This window comes from Micromonospora sp. FIMYZ51 (assembly GCF_038246755.1).
GTDB lineage: Bacteria > Actinomycetota > Actinomycetes > Mycobacteriales > Micromonosporaceae > Micromonospora.
On sequence record NZ_CP134706.1, the window covers coordinates 750695 to 768501 of the forward strand.

Consider the following 17807-nt stretch of genomic DNA (forward strand, 5'->3'; position numbering starts at 1 on the left):
GACGCTCGCCGCCGCGGACGGTTTCGTCTAGCCCTGAGCCACCGGTTACGGCCGGTGGCTCAGGGCCTTCACATCATTTCGCGGGCGTTCCGGTCCGCGACCTTCTTCAGGAGGTACGGCTCCGCGTGCTCGCCATCCGTCTGACCGCCGAGCCGGACCGGCTCGACACCGTGGCCCTGCCCATCCGACCGGGCGGTGCCGACGACGCGCCGGCCGCCCCGGCCCCGACCGGCGTGGCGCTGCCCGCCGGGGTGGCCGACGAGGCCGCTGCGCTGGCCCCGCTGGCGCGGCTGACCGGCCGGGCCGGTGAGGTCCGGACCCAACTTCGACCCGCAGGTGGGCCTGCCCGGCTGCTGCTGGTGGGGATCGGCGCGGGCGACGAGGCCGCCTGGCGCGCGGCCGGGGCGGCGTTGGTTCGGGCCGCCAAGGATGAGACGCATGTCACATTCGGGTTGTCGGCCGGCGTGTCGTCGGAGGCGGTTCGTGGACTCGTCGAGGGGCTGCTGCTGGGTTCGTACCGGTTCCGGCTCGGCGCCGACACCGACGCTCCCACGCTTGTCGGCGTCGACCTGGCGGTCACCGACCCCGAGGCCCACGAGCAGGCGGTGCAGACGGCCCGGACCACCGCCCGGATGACCCGGCTGGCCCGTGACCTCACCAACACCCCGTCCTCGGTCAAGGACCCGCAGTGGTTCGCCGACCAGGTCGCCGAGGCCGCCGCCGACCTGCCCGGGCTACGCCTGCGGGTCCGCGAGCCGGAGCAACTGGCCGCCGAGGGATTCGGCGGGATCCTCACGGTCGGCGGCGGCTCGGCCAGCGGCCCACGCCTGGTGGAGCTGGACTGGCAACCAGCCGACGCCCGGACCCACGTGGTGCTGGTCGGCAAGGGCATCACCTTCGACACCGGTGGCATCTCGATCAAGCCGGTACCGGCGATGAAGCTGATGCGCAAGGACATGGCCGGGGCGGCTGCGGTCGTCGCGGCCACCCTCGGCGCGGCGGCGCTGCGGCTGCCGGTCCGGGTCACCACCCTCGCCCCGCTGGCCGAGAACATGGTCAGCGGCGGTGCCTTCCGCCCCGGCGACATCGTCCGGCACTACGGCGGTCTGACCAGCGAGACGACAAACTCCGACGCCGAGGGGCGGCTGGTCCTCGCCGACGCACTGGCGTACGCCGTGCAGGAGCTGAAGCCGGACCTGCTGATCGACCTGGCCACCCTCACCGGGGCGAACGCGGTCGCGCTCGGCACCCGCACCGGCGCCCTCTACAGCGACAACGACCAGCTCGCCAGGGACCTGTTGGCCGCCATCGACGCGGCCGGCGAGTCGGCCTGGCGGATGCCGCTGCCCGCCGACTACGTCGAGCACCTCGGCAGCGACCTGGCCGACCTGTACAGCGCGCCCACCCAGGGGGCCGGATCCGTGCTCGCCGCGCTCTACCTGCGGGAGTTCACCGGCGAACTGCGGGACCGGTGGCTGCACGTGGACATGTCCGCCCCCTCCTGGTCGGATCGGGACGACGCGGAGCTGACCCGGGGCGCGACCGGCTGGGGCGTCCGCGGGCTGCTGCGCTGGCTGGGCACCCTCGCCTGAGCGGGGTGGCTCAGCACCTGACGGCGGCGAGCAACCCGCTGCCCACCGGCAGCACCGCCGGGACCCAGTGCTCCGACTCGCGGATGGCCTTCACCGTCTCGCGTACCGTCACCGTCTCCGCGTCGCGCGCCGCCGGATCGCCGATCCGGCCCCCGGCCAGCGCGCCGTTGAGCACCAGCACACCGCCCGGCCGCAGCAACCGCAGGGCGGCGTCCACGCAGGCGGTGAAGCCGGTCGCCTCGGCGTCGACGAAGACCAGGTCGTACGCGCCGTCGGCGAGCCGGGGAAGGACGTCGAGCGCCCGGCCGGTGATGATCCGGGTACGGCCGGCGGCGAAGCCGGCCTCGGCGAAGATGCGTCGGGCGATCCGCTGGTGCTCCACCTCGACGTCGATGGTGGTGAGCACCCCGTCGGTCCGCATACCGCGCAGCAGCCACACGCCGCTGACGCCGGTGCCGGTGCCGATCTCCACCACCGCGCGGGCGTTGCCGGCGGCGGCGAGCAGGCGCAACGCGGCACCCGCACCGGGGGTGACCGCGTCGAGGCCGACCTCGCGGGCGAGACTACGCGCGGTGCGCAGGACTAGATCCTCGGTTACGTACGACTCGGCGAAACTCAGAGCCGGGTTCGTCGAACTGCCGGAACCGGCGACCGTGGCGATGGGGCACCTCCGGGCGGCGAGCATGATGGGTGGGGCGGGTGGGCATTGTGACTCTAGAGGCGGTCCGCCAGGGACGCAGCCGGGCGTCCACCCACGGTGACAACCGCTGACCCCTGGGGCGTATCCGTGCAATCCTGGAAGCGGTGTCCCGTCGACCGCTCACGGGCGACGCCCGATCGCGGAGCGTGGATACCGGGGACGGAGTGGGAGGCACCGAGTGACCGACGGCTGGGACTGGCGCCAGCCCGGCGGGAGCGGCGTACCGGCGGGACAGCCGGGGCCCGGACACCCGTCGGTGGGCTCGCCGGCGACACCGCTGCCGAGCGGCCAGCCGGCCGCGTCAGCGCAGCATGGCGGCCACCCGGCGGCATCGCCATGGTGGTCCGACGCGCTCGCCGATCCGTGGCGAGATCCGCACGCCCGGGCGGCGGTGGTGCTACCGGCGGCACCTGCTCCGGGCACCGAGCCGGAACCGGTCACCGACCCGGACGCCCCCGGGCGGCCGAGGCTTCGTCATCTGCTGCTCATTCCGCTGGTGAGCGCCCTGCTCGCCGGCATGCTCGGTGGTGCCCTCGGGTACGCCTTCGCGGTCCGTGGCGGGGCCGGTGCGCCGGTGCTCGGTGCCCCTGCGGGCTCGGCACCCACGCTCGCGCAGCGGGCACCGGAGTCGCTGGCCGGGGTCGCCGAACGGGTCCTGCCCAGCGTGGTGACCGTACGGGTGGCCGGGGTGGCCGGCACCAGTGAGGGCTCCGGCTTCATCGCCAGCGTGGACGGACACGTGATCACCAACGACCACGTGGTCGCGGGCGGCACCGGCCAGGCGTCAGTGATCTTCAACGACGGCAGTACCGCCTCGGCGACCGTGGTGGGGCAGGACCCGGAGTCCGACATCGCAGTGATCAAGGTCTCCCGGAACGGACTGCGTCCGGTCGAGTTCGGCGACTCCGACGCGCTCGCGGTCGGCGACCCGGTGCTGGCCATCGGTTCGCCGCTGTCGCTGGCCAACACGGTCACCGCCGGCATCGTGAGCGCCCTGGACCGGACGATGCAGGCCGGCGAGCCCGGTGGGCCGACGCGCTACTACGCGGCCATCCAGACCGACGCCGCGGTAAACCACGGCAACTCGGGTGGCCCGCTGGTCGACGCGGCCGGGCGGGTGATCGGGGTGAACTCCACGATCAAGTCCCTGGTGTCGGACGGCCAGGAGGCGGGCAACATCGGTCTCGCCTTCGCCATCCCGATCAACCAGGCCAAACGGATCACCCAGGACATCATCGGCACCGGCAAGGCCCGCCGTACGGTGATCGGGGCGCAGGTCGGCGGCCCCGGTTCGGGCAACGGCGGTGCCGGCGTACGCCTCGCGGCGGTCGAGCCGTCCGGGCCGGCGGCCGGTGCCGGCCTCCAGGCCGGCGACGTGATCCTGAAGCTCAATGGTCGTCCGATGAGCGAGCCGACCGACCTGATCGCCCTGGTCCGCAAGTACGCACCCGGCTCGGTGGTGACCGTGGAGTACCGCCGGGGCTCCACCCGGCAGAACGCTTCGGTGACCCTCGCTGCGGACGTGAAGTGACCGCTCGCCCTCTTCTGGCCCGGCTGCCGACGTGCGTAGTCTGGCTGCGGTAGCCGGGGAGGAGGCCCAGCGTGTTCGAGAACCTGAACGTGTGGGAGGTCGGTGCGCTGCTGCTGCTGGCGCTGCTGATCTTCGGCGACCGGCTGCCGGCGGTGATCGCCGACGGGCTGCGCATGGTGCGCAACCTGCGCAACATGGCCCGCAACGCGACCACCGACCTGAGCAAGGAACTCGGCACCGACATCCAGCTTGAGGACCTGCACCCCAAGGCGTTCATCCGCAAGCACCTGCTCACCGAGGAGGACGAGCAGGCGATTCGGAAGCCGTTGCAGGGCATCTACGACGATCTCCGCGCGGACGTCACGACCGTGCACAACGACCTCAAGGAGGTGGCCACCGCGGCGGATCCCCGTACGCCCGCCAGCTCCGTACCGTCGTCGTCCGGGTCCGCGCCGGCTGGCGGCGCGACCCCGGCACCGGCCCCCCGCGCGGCCAGCTACGACGAGGTCACCTGACCAGGCGAGCGGTCAGCGGCCGGCCGGCTTGAGGCCCAGCGGCTTGCCGAGCAGCGACTCACGCCGCAGCGCGAGCCGGTCGGCGACCTGGTTCAGCGCCTTCGCCGCCGGCGAATCCGGCTCGGCGAGCACGATCGGGTTGCCCTCGTCGCCCGCCTCCCGGACCCGGGTGTCCAGCGGCACCTGACCGAGCAGCGGCACCTGCGCCCCGATGGTCTGGGTGAGCGAGTCGGCGACGGTCTGGCCGCCGCCGGCCCCGAAGATCTCCATCCGGGAACCGTCCGGCAGCTCCAGCCAGGACATGTTCTCGATCACACCGACCACCCGCTGGTGGGTTTGCAGGGCGATCGCGCCGGCCCGCTCGGCCACCTCGGCGGCGGCGGCCTGCGGCGTGGTGACCACCAGGATCTCGGCGTTGGGCAGCAGCTGGGCCAGCGAGATGGCCACGTCACCGGTGCCCGGCGGCAGGTCGAGCAGGAGCACGTCGAGGTCGCCCCAGTAGACGTCGGCCAGGAACTGCTGGAGAGCGCGGTGCAGCATCGGGCCGCGCCAGACCACGGCGGCGTTGCCGGCGGTGAACATGCCGATCGAGATGACCTTCACGCCGTGCGACTGCGGCGGCATGATCATGTCTTCGACGCGGGTGGGGCGGCCGTCCGCGCCGAGCATCCGGGGCACCGAATGCCCGTAGATGTCCGCATCCACCACACCGACGGATAGGCCCCGGGCGGCCAGGGCGGCGGCCAGGTTCACCGTCACGCTGGACTTGCCCACACCACCCTTACCGCTGGCCACCGCGTACACCCGGGTACGCGAGCCGGGCTGGGCGAAGGGGATGACCGGCTCCTCGGTCGCGCCACCGCCGCGCAGCTTGGTCTGGAGCGCCTGGCGCTGCTCGGGGCTCATCACGCCGAACTCGATCTCGACGCCGGTGACCCCGCTCACCGCGCCCACCGCAGCGGTGATGTCCGCGCGCAGCTTGTCCTTCAACGGGCAACCGGCCACCGTGAGCAGCAGCTCGACCCGGACCACACCGTCCTCGCCGATCTCGGCGGAGCGGACCATGCCGAGTTCGGTGATCGGCCGGCGGATCTCCGGGTCGTTGACGGTGGCCAGGGCGGCCTGAACGGCGTCGTTGACGGTGCTGACGGGAGCTGACATGCCCGCAATGCTACGTCGGTCGGGATCGGCTCCCGGTGCCAGCGGCACCCGGTGTGAGCGAGACGATCAGCTCTCCGGTGGGCGGCTCGCCCCGGCCCCGCGAGTGCCGTCCCCGCGATGATCGTCGTCGAGTTCGTCGCGGGGCTCGTCGAGCCCGTCGCCGGTACGCGCGTCGGCCTCCGCCCGCAGCCGGCGCTCCAGTCGCTGCCGGCGCTGCGCCGCCTCGTCCAACTCCTCGGCCAGCCGGGACAGCTCCGAGCGGACGAAGTCGCGGGTGGCCACCTCACCCAGCGCGATCCGCAGCGCGGCGATCTCCCGGGCCAGGTACTCGGTGTCGGCCTTCTGCATGGTGGCCCGGCGTCGATCCTCCTCCAGCGCCACCCGGTCGCGGTCCGACTGGCGGTTCTGCGCCAACAGGATCAGCGGTGCCGCGTACGACGCCTGGATGGAGAGGATCAGCGTGAGGAAGGTGAAGGTGTACGGGTCGAACCGGATGCCCTCCGGTGCGAGGGTGTTCCAGACGAACCAGAGCACCAGGACCAGGGTCATGTACACGATGAAGAGCGCCGTGCCCATGCCGCGCGCGATGCCCTCGGCCCAGCGGCCGAAGGTCTCCTGATCGACCCGGGGCAGCCGCACCCCGCGTGGCTCCCGGGGCAGGTCCAGCCGCTCGGCTCGTCGCTGATCAGCCATGACGGCGCTCCATGGGGTTGTCGGCGACGGTCGGGCTCGTGGTCGCCTCCGTGGCAGGGCCGGTCACGGCGTCACGATCCCGCCAGTCCCGGGGCAGCGAATGATCCAGCACGTCATCGACGGTGACGGCACCCACCAACCGGTTGTTCCGGTCGATCACCGGCATGGCCACCAGGTCGTAGGTGGCCATCCGGCGGGTGATCTCCGGCAGCGGGGTGGCCGGCCGCAGCGGGTCGATGTCGTTGACCACCACGCCGCCGAGCAGGTCGGCGGGAGGCTCCCGAAGCAGCCGCTGGAAGTGCACCATGCCCAGGTAGCGGCCGGTCGGGGTGGTCATCGGCGTACGGGCCACGAACACCTGGGCGGCCACCGCCGGGGAGAGCTGCGGCTCCCGGATCCGCGCCAGCGCCTCGGCGACCGTGGCGTCCGGCGGCAGGATCACCGGTTCGGAGGTCATCACGCTGCCGGCCGTGCCCGGGGTGTACTTCAGCAGCTGCCGCACCGGGTTGGCCTCGTCCGGCTCCATCAGGTCGAGCAGCACGTCCTGCTCCGGCGGGGGCAACTCGCCGAGCAGGTCGGCGGCGTCGTCCGGATCCATCTCCTCCAGGACGTCGGCGGCCCGCTCGCGACCCAGCGCGGCGAGGATCTCGACCTGGTCGTGCTCGGGCAACTCGCTCAGCACGTCGGCGAGCCGCTGGTCGTTCAGGGCCGCGGCGACCTCGATCCGTCGGGCGGCGGGTAGGTCCTGCAACGCGTTCGCCAGGTCGGCCGGGCGCAGATCCTCAAGTACGGCCAACAGGTTCGCGGTGCCGCGGGCGTCGGCGACGCCACTGAGTCCGCCTACCTTGTCCCACTCGACCTGGTGCAGGTTGCCCCGGCGGGTGAGCCGGCCGGTGTGCTCGCGTACGGCCACCCGGGTGAGCGACCACTCGCCGCCCCGGCTGCACTCCATCGCCACGTCCACCACCGTCGCCGCCCGATGCTCCGGCTCGATCTGCACCCGGCGGTCCAGCAGTTCCTGGAGCACCAGCAGCTCGTTCGGGCGCTTCTCGAAGCGGCGCAGGTTCAGGGTGCCGCTGCCCAGCACGATCGCGTCGGCGTCGATGGAGGTGATCCGGTTGATGGAGAGGAAGATCTGCCGGCGCATCGGCATCTCGGCGACCAGACCCACCACCTCGGGTGGCCGTTGGGCCGGACGCAGGCGGGCCACCGCGTCGCGGACCCGGCCCACCTGGTCGCCGTTGGGATCGAAGACGGCCACTCCGGCAAGTCGGGCGATGTACACCCGGGTCGGCGTGCTCACGCGCACCAGCCTAAGGGCCTAGGGTTTATCAACATGTCGACCTTGGCTTACGAGATCGTGGACGTCTTCACCGACCGTCCGTACGCCGGGAACCCGCTCGCGGTGGTCTTCGGCGCCGAAGGGCTGGCCACCGAGCAGATGCAGCAGCTGGCCCGGGAGTTCAACCTGTCGGAGACGGTCTTCGTGCTGCCCGCCACACAGGTCGGCGCAACCTACCGGGCCCGGATCTTCACGCCGACCGAGGAGTTGCCGTTCGCCGGTCACCCCAGCGTCGGCGCGGCGGTCACCGCCAGCCGGCGCGGACTGTTCCCGGTGGGACAGGTCACTCAGGAGTGCCAGGCCGGCGTGCTGCCGATCGAGGTGGCCGAGACGGGTGCGACCCTGACCGGCGGCAGCCCCACCCTCGGCCCCGAACTGGATCCGGAGCCGCTGCTGGAGGTGGCCGGACTGGCCGCCGAGGACCACCTCGGGCCGCCGCCCCGGGTGGCCGGCTGCGGACTGGAGTTCCCGTTCCTGCCGGTACGCCCCGACGCCCTGGCCCGCGCCCAGGTCAACCCGGTGGCGGCACGACGGTACGGGATCGAGCATGTGAGCGTCTTCTCCTGGAACGCCGACGCGCAAACCGCGCACGCCCGCGTCTTCGTGCCCGGACTCGGCGTACCCGAGGATCCGGCGACCGGATCGGCCGCGCTCGGCCTCGGGGTGTGGCTGGTCGCCAGCGGCCTGCTGCCGGCTGAGGGACGATCGTCGTACGCCGTCGCGCAGGGTGTCGAGATGGGGCGGCCGTCCTCGCTGGCCTGCACCGTCACCGCGGAGGGCGGCGCGGTGGTGGGCGCCACCGTCGCCGGCCAGGTGATGGCGGTGGCGCGGGGAGAGATCCTGGTACCGCCGTTCGTCGGCTGACCCGGCCGACGCCGTACGAGAGGATGCCGTGGTGACCGACGAGCCCGACCGCACCCCGCTTGTCGACGAGGCGATGAAGAAGGCTTCCGTGGCCTGGGTCGCGGTGGCCGGTGGCCCGTCGTTCGCGCTGTGGTGCGTGCCACTGGAGAACGCGCTGTTCGTGGTCACCGGTCCGGGCGAGCAGGCCGCGCCGGGGTTGGCCGACGCCGACGAGGCGCAGGTGACGCTCCGTGGTGACCACGGCGGCCGGATCGTGACCTGGCCGGCCCGGGTCAGCCGGGTGGTGCCGGGGACCGAGGAGTGGGAGACGTTGGCCCCACTTGTGGGTGCCAAGCGACTGAACGCGCCCGGCCCCACCGCGGATCTGCTGGCCCGCTGGGCGGCCGACGGGTGCGCCCTGCTCCGGCTGGCTCCCGCCGGGGCGCCGCTACACGGCGCGGAGTTGCCGGACGGCTCGCTCGCGGAGCCACCCCGGCCGGCGCCGGTGGTCCGCCCGACCCGCCGGCCGTTCCGGCTGCACCGGGTCCGGCGGCGCTGAACACACCGGTAGGCCGCCCGCAGCGGTCTGGTGTAACCGTGCCCTGACGCCACGTACCCGCCGCCCGCGTGTGAGGATTTCACCTCGTGCCGCCGCTACCGGACCGCCCGCCGCTGAACCTGCTCACCACCGGAGCCCTGGCGCTCGCTGTCGTCGCGGTCTCCTCCTCCGCGCCGCTTATCGCGTTCGCCGCCGCCCCGGCCCTGGCCGTGGCGTTCTGGCGCAACGTGCTCGCGGTGGCCGCGCTGAGTCCGTTCGCGGTGGCCCGTCGACGGGCCGAGTTCCGGCGGCTGCTCACCGGCTCCGGTCGGCGCGAGGGCATGTTCTGCGTACTGTCCGGGGTGGCGCTGGCGGCCCACTTCGCCACCTGGATGCCGAGCGCGAAGATGACCTCGGTCGCGGCGGCGACGGCCCTGGTCGCCACCCAACCGGTCTGGCAGGGGCTGATCGCCCGAGCGCAGGGCCGGCACCTGCCGCTGGGCATGTGGGCCGGGATCGGCGTCTCCGTCGCCGGTGCGGTGTTGGCCACCGGCGCCGACTTCACGGTCTCCGGCACGGCCTTCGCCGGTGATTTGCTGGCCCTGGTCGGTGGCATGTTCGCGGCCGTCTACGTCGCGCTTGGCGAGCAGGCCCGGGTCACGGTGAGCACCGCTACCTACACCACCATCTGCTACGGCGTGTGCGCCCTGGCCCTGCTGGTGGTCTGCCTGGTCGGCCGGGTGCCGCTGGGCGGCTTCGACACCGGGACGTGGCTGGCCGTGCTGGCCTTGGTCGTCGGGGCCCAACTGCTCGGCCACTCGATGTTCAGCTACGCGCTGCGGCGGGTCTCGGCCACCACGGTCAGCGTACTGATCCTGCTGGAGGTTCCCGGCGCGGCGCTGATCGGCTGGGCCTGGCTGGGCCAACTGCCCGCCCCGGCGACCCTGCCCGGCCTGGCGCTGCTGCTGGCCGGCGTCGCTCTGGTGGTGCTCTCCAGCGCCCGGACCGCCCGGCGCGCGGCGCCGGTCACCACCGCCGTCCCCGCCGACGCGGCACCGGTACGCGACTGAGCGCCGGCCGCCTCAGATTTCCTGCACCTCCAGCACCCGGGTGTTCGGCGCGGCCTCGCCCAGCGCGGTCCGCAGCGCGGCGCGTTCCGGGTCGGCCAGGAACGCCGTGTAGCCGGCCCGGGTGTCGAACCGGATGACGTGCACCTCGTTGTGCCCGTCGCCGGTGCGCAGTCGCCGCTCGACCCGGCCGCCGTGCCGGGGGAGCAGGGCGAGCACGGTGTCCTCGTACCGCTGGCCGGCCTCGACTGCGGCGGCCGGATACTCCACCAGGGCGACCAGGCGCACCGCGGCAGCCGAGTCGGTGACCAGCGACTTCCAGAATTGATGATCCACATGACCGCCCGGGATGCCCTCCCGGCGGCCGGTGTCGAGATAGCCGTGGTGGCGGTAGAAGTCCGGGGCCTGGAACGAGAACGAGGCGACCGAGATCTCCGTGCAACCTCTCCGCCGGGCCTCCTCCTCGGCCGCCGCCAGCAGCCGACCGCCCCAGCCCTCGCCGCGCCGGTCGGCGCGGACCCAGACCATGTTGATCCCAGCGCAGCCGCCCCAGGTCCACCCGGTCAACCCGGCCACCAGCGCACCGTCGGACCCGGTGACCCGTACCGAAAGATCGGCCTCGTCGTCGGCGCCGGTCGCCTGCTTGTTGAAGGCGGTCAGCTCGGCGTCCAGCCGGGCGGCCAGGTCCTCGTCCTTGCCGATTACCCGCAGGCTCTCGTTCCCCATGATCGTCACACGCCGGAGTATCCCAACGCCCTGGATCCCACGCGACCCCGTGACCTTCTTGCCGCCCTCCTCGCCGCCCCTCCGACCCGCCACCTGCGCCCTTTGCTCTGCTTCACTCCGCGTACCGGTTACCGGTCGAAACCGTTGCGTCGGTGGAAGCAGAGCAAAGGCACCGGGGGTGGCTGGGTAGGTTCGTTCGCCGTGGTCATGAGGGGCTAGCGTGACGGCACACGTGTCCTCGCAGTCGTTTGCGACGGGCCGGCCGCACCCGGAAGGAGCAGCGCCGATGGCCGTTGTTGGACGTCCCCGCCGATCCTGCCTCGCCGTGCCCGGGTCCAGTCTGAAGATGCTCGGCAAGGCGCAGGGCCTCCCCGCCGACCAGGTCTTCCTGGATCTGGAGGACGCGGTCGCGCCGCTGGCCAAGCCGGCGGCCCGGAAGAACGTGGTGGCCGCGTTGAACGAGGGCGACTGGGCGGGGAAGACCCGGGTGGTCCGGGTCAACGATCTGACCACGCCGTGGACCTACCGGGACGTGATCGACGTCGTGGAGGGGGCGGGCGCCAATCTGGACTGCGTGCTGCTGCCCAAGGTGCAGGACGCGGCCCAGGTGCAGTGGTTGGACCTGACCCTGACCCAACTGGAGAAGACGCTCGGCCTGGCGGTGGGCGGGATCGGCATCGAGGTGCAGATCGAAAACGCCGCCGGCCTGGTCAACGTCGACGCCATCGCCGCCGCCTCACCGCGGATCGAGACGATCGTCTTCGGCCCGGCGGACTTCATGGCTTCGATCAACATGAGGTCGCTGGCGGTCGGTGGGCTGAACCCGGACTACCCCGGCGACCCGTACCACTACATCCTCATGCGGATCCTGATGGCCGCCCGGATGCACGACAAGCAGGCCATCGACGGCCCGTTCCTACAGATCCGGGACGTGGCTGCGTTCCGTGCGGTGGCGAAGCGGTCGGCGGCGCTGGGCTTCGACGGCAAGTGGGTGCTGCACCCCGGGCAGATCGATGCCGCGAACGAGGTCTACTCGCCGACCCAGGCCGACTACGACCACGCCGAGTTGATTCTCGACGCGTACGAGCACTGCACCTCGGAGGCGGGCGGCAAGCGCGGCGCGGTGATGCTCGGCGACGAGATGATCGACGAGGCGTCCCGCAAGATGGCACTGGTGATCGCGGCCAAGGGGCGGGCCGCCGGGATGACGCGTACCTCGACCTTCACGCCGCCGGAGTGACCAAACCGGACCGCCCGCCGCCCCGACCGGAACCGGGGCGGGCGGGCAGGTCGCTGATCTCAACTGCTGGATGAGCTGGCGATGGCGATCCCGATTGCGACAACGTAGCCGATGATCACCAGCGCGAGCAGGCCGGTGAGGATCCAGCCGACGATGATGGCCGCCTTCGCCATGCCTTCGCCGCTCTCGCCGGTCTCCCGGATCTGGCGCATGGCCACGTGCCCCATGATCGCGCCGATCGGCGCGGTGATGCAGGAGCCGATCCCGATCAGGGAGAGCACCAGGGCGACGATGGCCATCGAGTTCGTTTGCCGCTGCGGGTAGCCGTAGCCGGGCTGCGGCGGCGGGTAGCCGGGCTGCGGCGGCGGGTAGCCGACGGGCCCGTACGCCGTGCTGCCCGGGTCCACCTTCGCGCCGGCGTACGGATCGGTGCTCGGGTAGGGGGTGACCGGCTGGTACGGGTCGTACCCGGCGGGCTGCTGCGGTATGGGTTGCTGCGGGCTCACCGGCAGGGTCGGATCGGCCGGCGGGCTGGAGGGCTGGCCGGTCGACGCGGGGTCGGGCCAGCCGCCGGACGGCGGGGGCTGTGTCATCGGGCTCACTTCCGTCGCGATGCTCGGGCGCAGTCAGGGTAGCCACCTTCCGGCAACCCTTCGACGCGCCCGGCAGCGGGTGCCGCGTTGCTCGGCGCCCCGGCAGGAGGCAGGATCTCGGCATGGCGATTGACGCGCGTGCGGCAGACCGGTCCGGCGGCAGGACGAGACGGGATGTCAGCCGGCCCGGCGTGGCTCGACGCTCCCGCCCCGCCGCAGGGTCGGGGCCCGAGGACCAGGGCGCACCGGCCCCGCTGCCCGATCCGGTGACCATGCGGCTGGACGGCAAGGTCGCCCTGGTGACGGGCGCGGGCAGCCCGGACGGCATCGGGTACGCCACCGCGCGGCGACTGTCCGACCTGGGCGCCCGAGTGGCAATCGTCTCCACCACCCGGCGCATTCACGACCGGGCGGGCGAACTCGGCGTGACCGGATTCGTCGCCGACCTGACCGACGAGTCGGAGGTCGGCGCGCTGGCGGACGCGGTCGCCGAACAGCTCGGTGACGTGGAGGTACTGGTCAACAATGCCGGCCTGGCCAGTCGGGCCAGCCCGGAGGTGCTTCGGCCGGTCGCCCAGCTCAGCTACGACGAGTGGCGTGGCGAGATCGATCGGAACCTGACCACGGCGTTCCTGTGCAGCCGGGCGTTCATCGGCGGGATGGCCGAGCGCGGCTGGGGCCGGATCGTGAACCTTTCGGCGACCGCCGGTCCGGTAAACGCGCTGCCCACCGAGGCGGCGTACGCGGCGGCCAAGGCGGGCGTGGTGGGGCTGACCCGGGCGCTGGCGATGGAGATGATCGCCGACGGGGTGACGGTGAACGCGGTGGCGCCCGGCACCATCTACACCGCCGCCTCGACAATGGCCGAGATCAAGCAGGGCCTGGGTACCCCGGTCGGTCGTCCCGGCACCCCGGACGAGGTGGCTGCGGCGATCACCTTCCTCTGCTCGCCGGCAGCGTCCTACATCACCGGCCAGATGCTTGTGGTCGACGGTGGCAACAGCGTGCGGGAGGCCCAGTTCCGCTGACCAGTGCCCGGCTGCTGCCCGGCGTCTCGCTGCTGCCCGGCGTCCGGCCAGTGCCCGGCGTTTCGGTTGGTCAGGTGCGGGTGCCGTCCGCGCCGGCCCAGATCACCAGGGCGAGCCAACCGCAGCAGAACAGCAGGTAGAGCCCGGTGAAGATGTAGCTGAGCACCAGGCCCCAGGTGGCCAGCTGATCGCCTTGCTCACCGCTGGTGCGGAGCTGGCGCTTGGCCAGGTGGCCGAGGGCGATGCCGGCCGGGGCGAAGACGAACGCGAAGACCAGCGACAGGATGGCGAGCACATTGGTGCCGCCACTGCCACCACCACCGCCCGGCGGTGACGGTGGGCCGTACTGACCGTAGGGCACCTGGGGGGCGTACGGCGGTTGCTGCCCCCACTGCTGGCCGTGTGGCGGCTGCCCCGGGTGCTCGTACGACGGCTGCCCGTAGGCCGGCTGGTCGTGATGCGGCGGCTGATCACCAGGCGGCTGCCCGTACGGCTGCCCACCTGGCGGCGGCTCGAAGGGCGACGGTGGCTGCTCCGGTTCTGGCGGCTGGCTCACACTGCCGGACGCTACCCGCAGGTCAGCCCAGGCGGGTGAGATTCGCGGCGGCCCGCTCGACGATCAGGCAGCGGTTCTCGACATAGTCGAGGCCGGCCTCCTCGGCGATCTGACGGGCCCGGGGCGAGACGATCCCCAACTGCAACCAGACCGCAGGCGCGCCGATCGCCACGGCCTGGCGGACGACGTCGACCGCATCCTCGGCGGGGCGGAACACGTCGACCAGGTCGACCGGGTGCGGGATGTCGGCAAGCGACCGGTACACCGGCTCACCGAACAGTTCGTCGGCGGTCGGGTTGACCGGGATGATCCGCCATCCGTACCGCTGCATCTCGGCCGGTACGCGGTGCGCGGCCTTGCTCGGGTCGCGCGAGGCGCCGACCACGGCGATCACGGCGGATTCGGCGAGGATCTGCTCAGCGGAACGCACCCGCCGACTGTAGCCCCGCCGAGCCGCTCCCGCCCGCCATCCGCGTGCCGCCGCATGCCGTATCCGCGTCCCGCCGCCATCCGCGTGTCGCGTGCCATCCGCGTGTCGCTGGCTGCCGGGCGCCGCTGGCTGCCGGGTGCGATCCGCCCCGGTGACGGTAGAGCCGGCTGGCGGTCAGAGCAGACTGAGTTGGACCGGCTCTGGTGCGTCCGGTGGCGACGCCTGGCGGTGGTCGCTCTGGTCGGGCCGGTGCAGGCCATGACGGCGCGCGGCGATGCGTACCCGCGCGGACAGCTCCCGCTGATACGGCTGTGGGGTGTAGGCACCCGCCCGGTACAGCTCCCGGTAGCGGGGAACCAGGTGCGGGTGTTCCCGGCCGAGCCAGCGCGCGTACCACTCGCGGGCGCCGGGGCGTAGGTGCAGCGGCAGCGGCGTCACGCTGGCGGCCCCGGCGGCGGCGATCGCCGCCACCGTGTGGTCGATGGACTCCTCGGAGTCGCTGAGGCCGGGCAGGATCGGTGCCATCAGCACCCCCACCTCGAAACCGGCGTCGGCGAACTGGCGTACGGCGTCGAGCCGCCGCTGCGGGCTCGGAGTGCCCGGCTCGACCGACCGCCACAGCCCGCCGTCGACGAAGCCCACCGAGAACGACACGCCGACCCGGGTGACCCGGGCCGCCTGCCGCAGCAACGGCAGGTCCCGCAGGATCAGGGTGCCCTTGGTCAGGATCGAGAACGGGTTCGCGAAGTCACGCAGCGCCTCGATGATCGGCGGCATGAGCCGGTAACGCCCCTCGGCCCGCTGGTAGCAGTCGACGTTGGTGCCCATCGCCACGTGCGCGCCCCGCCAGCGCGGCGCGGCCAACTCCCGGCGCAGCAACTCGCCCGCGTTGACCTTGACGACCACCTGCCGGTCGAAGTCCGCCCCCGCGTCGAAATCGAGATAAGTATGGGTGTTTCGAGCAAAACAGTATAAACAGGCATGGCTGCAACCCCGGTACGGGTTGATCGTCCACTCGAAGGGGACGCGAGACGTGCCGGGGACCTTGTTCAGGATCGATTTGGCCCGCACCTCGTAGAAGGTCATGCCGGCGAAGGCCGGGGTGTCGAAGGTGCGGACGGTCGCACCGGGCAGCGCCAGCGGCAGGGGTGGAGTCGCTGGCGCTGCCCGCCCGGGATCTTCCCCGACCGGGGGAGCGGTCAGGTTCTCCCAGCGCATGGCCATCATTCGAACACACGTACGAGTTGGTCGCAAGTGATCCGGCGGACATCAACGGCCGATCGGGTCCGCCACGATAGAAGATGGAGGCATGGAGAGGCCCACCTTCGTCTACGACGGGGACTGCGCGTTCTGCACGAGCTGTGCCGAGTTCATCGAGCGCCGCATCCCGACCGGCGCCCGCGTGGTGCCCTGGCAGTTCGCCGATCTCGACCGCCTCGGTCTGACCGAGGCGGAGTGTGAAGAGGCGGTGCAGTGGGTGGGGCTCGACGGCAGCCGCGCCGCCGGCCCGGACGCCATCGCCGCCCTGCTGGGTAGCAGCGGCCGAGTGTGGCGGATCGCCGGGGCAGGGCTCCGCTTCGCGCCGGTACGCGCCGCCGCCTGGCCCGCGTACCGCTGGGTGGCCCGCAACCGGCACCGGATGCCCGGCGGTACGGCCGCCTGCTCCCTGCCGCAGGCGACCCGCGAGCGGCTCTACGGCCCGCCGAGCAGCTGAGCGTCCCGCCGGCAGGCTGCGCTGCGCGCCGGATGGCGGTGCGTTCCGCCGGTCGGCGGTGCTGAGGTGGCCGGCGGTGCGTCAGCCGGCCGGCGATGCCGAGTCGGCGGTGACCGGTGGTGCGGGTATGGCCGGGTCTCGGCCACCCTGACCGGGCCGGCGGGCCAGCAGCCAGCGCAGTGCGACCACCGGACGGACTTTCTCCAGCGGCAGGAAGCTGGTCATGGCGACCAGGTGCGGGGCGAACGAGATGGTGATGGTCGCGATGGTGACCAGGTGGAACGAGTAGAAGAAACCGACCGTGGCGAGCCGCCAGCGCTCGGGCAGTACGAAGATCAACGGGCTGAGTAGTTCGAAGGCGAGGATGCCGAACTGGGCGACGAGCAACAGGTGGGGGACCTGGGCGATCAGATCGGCCAGCTCGGTGCCGCGCCGGATGATCGCCTTGGCCAGCACCGAACCGGTTGCCCAGTCCAGGCCGCCGAAGCGGAACTTCGCCCAGGCGGCGAGGAAGTAGGTGCAGATCACCGCGAGCTGGGTGACCCGTAACGCCCAGCCGCCCGCCTCGGTCCTGGTCGGATCCCCGTGCCGGGCTCGGCCCACGGTCGGCAGCACGGCCAGCGCGACGAGCAGGGCGAACCGGTCGTGGTCCACCTTCCCGTAGCTCATCGCGATGATCATCCACTGGAGGTAGAGCGCGAAGACGGCCCAGCCGAGCAACCGGGGCGCACGGCCGGTGGCGGCGAGCAGGGCGAGCAGCAGCAACGCCCAGAAGATCGCGCTGACCAGCGCCGCGGTGGGGGTCGGCAGCGGCAGGACGCGCCCGACGAAGAGCGGCTGGTACAGGTCGGCCGAGACGTCGACCCGGGCGCGTACCCAGGGAGTGAAGATCAGCAGGTCACCGGCGACGAAGAGGTAGACCAGGGTGCGGAAGGCGGCGACGCGGGCGCGCGGCACCGGCTCGGTCAACCAGCGGCTCACGACGTGACCTGCCAGCTGACCACGGTCTCGTCGTACCACCGGCCGGTGGGCCGGCGGTCGGTGATGTCGTGCCAACGGATCACGATGCGGACCTCGGTCAGCTCCGGGGCGTCTGGATGCCGCCGGGCGTACGCCTCGGCCACCTGCCGCAGCAGGCTGGGATCGGCGGAGTAGCGCGCCTGCTGGCCCTCGATCTCGGCCCGGCGGATGCCTGTCGCGCCCTCGCCGAGATCGACCAGGCTGCCGGTGCGGTCCACCCCCTCGACCCGGGTGTCCGGTGCGTCCGCGTTCGGCGGATCCGAGGTGGAGTACATCCGGAAGGGGCCGAACGGGAAGTGGTCGTCCTCGCCCCAGATCGTGCCGGCCAGCAGGACGGCCAGGGCGAGCACGGTGACGCCCACCCGGATCGCCCGACCACGGCTCGTCAAGGTATCCATCGGATGCAGAAGATACGGCACCCACGTTCGCCGGCGTGGCTGGTGTGGTGGGCCGTATCCGAGCTGTGACGAGGGGCGGAGCGGGCTGGCCGGCCGTGAAATGGCGGTGGCCGGGCCCGA

The 17807-nt window shown here is 72.4% G+C and carries 20 protein-coding genes; 9 read left to right on the plus strand and 11 right to left on the minus strand.

Annotation, left to right across the window (positions count from 1 at the left end; genetic code table 11):
- Positions 1-125 precede the first annotated feature (125 nt).
- Entirely contained in the window at positions 126-1592 is a 1467-nt protein-coding gene (locus tag QQG74_RS03660) for a leucyl aminopeptidase family protein (protein ID WP_341718885.1), read from the plus strand.
- A 10-nt stretch (positions 1593-1602) separates the two neighbouring features.
- Here the strand turns inward: QQG74_RS03660 and QQG74_RS03665 are convergent, their stop codons facing one another.
- A complete protein-coding gene (locus QQG74_RS03665; protein WP_341718886.1) occupies positions 1603-2277 on the minus strand; it encodes an O-methyltransferase in 675 nt (224 codons plus the stop codon).
- 292 nt (positions 2278-2569) lie between these two features.
- Between QQG74_RS03665 and QQG74_RS03670 the strand changes: the two genes are divergently transcribed.
- Positions 2570-3823, plus strand: coding sequence for a trypsin-like peptidase domain-containing protein (locus QQG74_RS03670; RefSeq protein ID WP_341721119.1), 1254 nt, complete (start codon positions 2570-2572; stop codon positions 3821-3823).
- Positions 3824-3894: 71 nt separating this feature from the next.
- A complete protein-coding gene (locus tag QQG74_RS03675) occupies positions 3895-4338 on the plus strand; it encodes a preprotein translocase subunit TatB (protein ID WP_341718887.1) in 444 nt (147 codons plus the stop codon).
- Positions 4339-4350: 12 nt separating this feature from the next.
- On the opposite strand, the gene QQG74_RS03680 is transcribed toward QQG74_RS03675, so the two are convergent.
- The 3 genes from QQG74_RS03680 to QQG74_RS03690 all read right to left on the minus strand — a co-directional run bounded on the left by QQG74_RS03680 (position 4351) and on the right by QQG74_RS03690 (position 7495).
- Positions 4351-5499 (minus strand): Mrp/NBP35 family ATP-binding protein, encoded by a 1149-nt coding sequence (locus QQG74_RS03680; RefSeq protein WP_341718888.1) that lies wholly within the window; start codon positions 5497-5499, stop codon positions 4351-4353.
- Between the two features lie 66 nt (positions 5500-5565).
- A complete protein-coding gene (locus QQG74_RS03685) occupies positions 5566-6192 on the minus strand; it encodes a DUF1003 domain-containing protein (protein WP_341718889.1) in 627 nt (208 codons plus the stop codon).
- A complete protein-coding gene (locus QQG74_RS03690) occupies positions 6185-7495 on the minus strand; it encodes a CBS domain-containing protein (RefSeq protein WP_341718890.1) in 1311 nt (436 codons plus the stop codon). Before QQG74_RS03690 ends, QQG74_RS03685 begins: the two co-directional genes overlap by 8 nt.
- Before the next feature lie 33 nt (positions 7496-7528).
- On the opposite strand from QQG74_RS03690, the gene QQG74_RS03695 reads away from it, so the two are divergent.
- From QQG74_RS03695 to QQG74_RS03705, 3 genes are all read left to right on the plus strand, one after another.
- A complete protein-coding gene (locus tag QQG74_RS03695) occupies positions 7529-8398 on the plus strand; it encodes a PhzF family phenazine biosynthesis protein (RefSeq protein ID WP_341718891.1) in 870 nt (289 codons plus the stop codon).
- A 31-nt stretch (positions 8399-8429) separates the two neighbouring features.
- The gene (locus QQG74_RS03700; protein WP_341718892.1) at positions 8430-8936 is read left to right on the plus strand and encodes a hypothetical protein; all 507 of its coding nucleotides are present in this window, start codon (positions 8430-8432) and stop codon (positions 8934-8936) included.
- Positions 8937-9022: 86 nt separating this feature from the next.
- Positions 9023-9985, plus strand: a complete 963-nt coding sequence (locus QQG74_RS03705) for a DMT family transporter (protein WP_341718893.1) — start codon at positions 9023-9025, stop codon at positions 9983-9985.
- 12 nt (positions 9986-9997) lie between these two features.
- Here QQG74_RS03705 and QQG74_RS03710 read toward each other — a convergent pair whose 3' ends face one another.
- Positions 9998-10708: a GNAT family N-acetyltransferase gene (locus QQG74_RS03710; RefSeq protein WP_341721120.1), complete on the minus strand. Its 711-nt coding sequence runs from the start codon at positions 10706-10708 to the stop codon at positions 9998-10000.
- Between the two features lie 286 nt (positions 10709-10994).
- On the opposite strand from QQG74_RS03710, the gene QQG74_RS03715 reads away from it, so the two are divergent.
- The gene (locus tag QQG74_RS03715) at positions 10995-11948 is read left to right on the plus strand and encodes a CoA ester lyase (RefSeq protein ID WP_341718894.1); all 954 of its coding nucleotides are present in this window, start codon (positions 10995-10997) and stop codon (positions 11946-11948) included.
- A gap of 59 nt (positions 11949-12007) precedes the next feature.
- Here QQG74_RS03715 and QQG74_RS03720 read toward each other — a convergent pair whose 3' ends face one another.
- A complete protein-coding gene (locus QQG74_RS03720) occupies positions 12008-12541 on the minus strand; it encodes a DUF4190 domain-containing protein (RefSeq protein WP_341718895.1) in 534 nt (177 codons plus the stop codon).
- Between the two features lie 122 nt (positions 12542-12663).
- On the opposite strand from QQG74_RS03720, the gene QQG74_RS03725 reads away from it, so the two are divergent.
- Positions 12664-13569: an SDR family NAD(P)-dependent oxidoreductase gene (locus QQG74_RS03725; RefSeq protein ID WP_341718896.1), complete on the plus strand. Its 906-nt coding sequence runs from the start codon at positions 12664-12666 to the stop codon at positions 13567-13569.
- Between the two features lie 70 nt (positions 13570-13639).
- Here the strand turns inward: QQG74_RS03725 and QQG74_RS03730 are convergent, their stop codons facing one another.
- The 3 genes from QQG74_RS03730 to QQG74_RS03740 form a co-directional block, all read right to left on the minus strand.
- Positions 13640-14125, minus strand: a complete 486-nt coding sequence (locus QQG74_RS03730) for a DUF4190 domain-containing protein (RefSeq protein ID WP_341718897.1) — start codon at positions 14123-14125, stop codon at positions 13640-13642.
- A 22-nt stretch (positions 14126-14147) separates the two neighbouring features.
- Entirely contained in the window at positions 14148-14555 is a 408-nt protein-coding gene (locus tag QQG74_RS03735; protein ID WP_341718898.1) for a CoA-binding protein, read from the minus strand.
- Between the two features lie 174 nt (positions 14556-14729).
- Entirely contained in the window at positions 14730-15773 is a 1044-nt protein-coding gene (locus QQG74_RS03740; RefSeq protein WP_341718899.1) for an Rv2578c family radical SAM protein, read from the minus strand.
- A gap of 91 nt (positions 15774-15864) precedes the next feature.
- On the opposite strand from QQG74_RS03740, the gene QQG74_RS03745 reads away from it, so the two are divergent.
- Entirely contained in the window at positions 15865-16269 is a 405-nt protein-coding gene (locus tag QQG74_RS03745; protein WP_341718900.1) for a DUF393 domain-containing protein, read from the plus strand.
- An 81-nt stretch (positions 16270-16350) separates the two neighbouring features.
- On the opposite strand, the gene QQG74_RS03750 is transcribed toward QQG74_RS03745, so the two are convergent.
- Together QQG74_RS03750 and QQG74_RS03755 are read right to left on the minus strand one after the other, a co-directional pair.
- Positions 16351-17250, minus strand: coding sequence for an MFS transporter permease (locus QQG74_RS03750; RefSeq protein ID WP_341718901.1), 900 nt, complete (start codon positions 17248-17250; stop codon positions 16351-16353).
- A complete protein-coding gene (locus tag QQG74_RS03755; protein ID WP_341718902.1) occupies positions 17247-17687 on the minus strand; it encodes a hypothetical protein in 441 nt (146 codons plus the stop codon). The genes QQG74_RS03750 and QQG74_RS03755 overlap by 4 nt, the downstream gene beginning before the upstream one ends.
- Positions 17688-17807 lie beyond the last annotated feature (120 nt).

Coding starts and splice junctions, on each gene's coding strand:
- QQG74_RS03665 (WP_341718886.1), bottom strand. CDS start 2,277: ATGCTCGCCGCCCGGAGGTGCCCCATCGCCACGGTCGCCGGTTCCGGC.
- QQG74_RS03755 (WP_341718902.1), bottom strand. CDS start 17,687: ATGGATACCTTGACGAGCCGTGGTCGGGCGATCCGGGTGGGCGTCACC.
- QQG74_RS03720 (WP_341718895.1), bottom strand. CDS start 12,541: ATGACACAGCCCCCGCCGTCCGGCGGCTGGCCCGACCCCGCGTCGACC.
- QQG74_RS03715 (WP_341718894.1), top strand. CDS start 10,995: ATGGCCGTTGTTGGACGTCCCCGCCGATCCTGCCTCGCCGTGCCCGGG.
- QQG74_RS03740 (WP_341718899.1), bottom strand. CDS start 15,773: ATGCGCTGGGAGAACCTGACCGCTCCCCCGGTCGGGGAAGATCCCGGG.
- QQG74_RS03710 (WP_341721120.1), bottom strand. CDS start 10,708: ATGGGGAACGAGAGCCTGCGGGTAATCGGCAAGGACGAGGACCTGGCC.
- QQG74_RS03680 (WP_341718888.1), bottom strand. CDS start 5,499: ATGTCAGCTCCCGTCAGCACCGTCAACGACGCCGTTCAGGCCGCCCTG.
- QQG74_RS03695 (WP_341718891.1), top strand. CDS start 7,529: ATGTCGACCTTGGCTTACGAGATCGTGGACGTCTTCACCGACCGTCCG.
- QQG74_RS03745 (WP_341718900.1), top strand. CDS start 15,865: ATGGAGAGGCCCACCTTCGTCTACGACGGGGACTGCGCGTTCTGCACG.
- QQG74_RS03725 (WP_341718896.1), top strand. CDS start 12,664: ATGGCGATTGACGCGCGTGCGGCAGACCGGTCCGGCGGCAGGACGAGA.
- QQG74_RS03685 (WP_341718889.1), bottom strand. CDS start 6,192: ATGGCTGATCAGCGACGAGCCGAGCGGCTGGACCTGCCCCGGGAGCCA.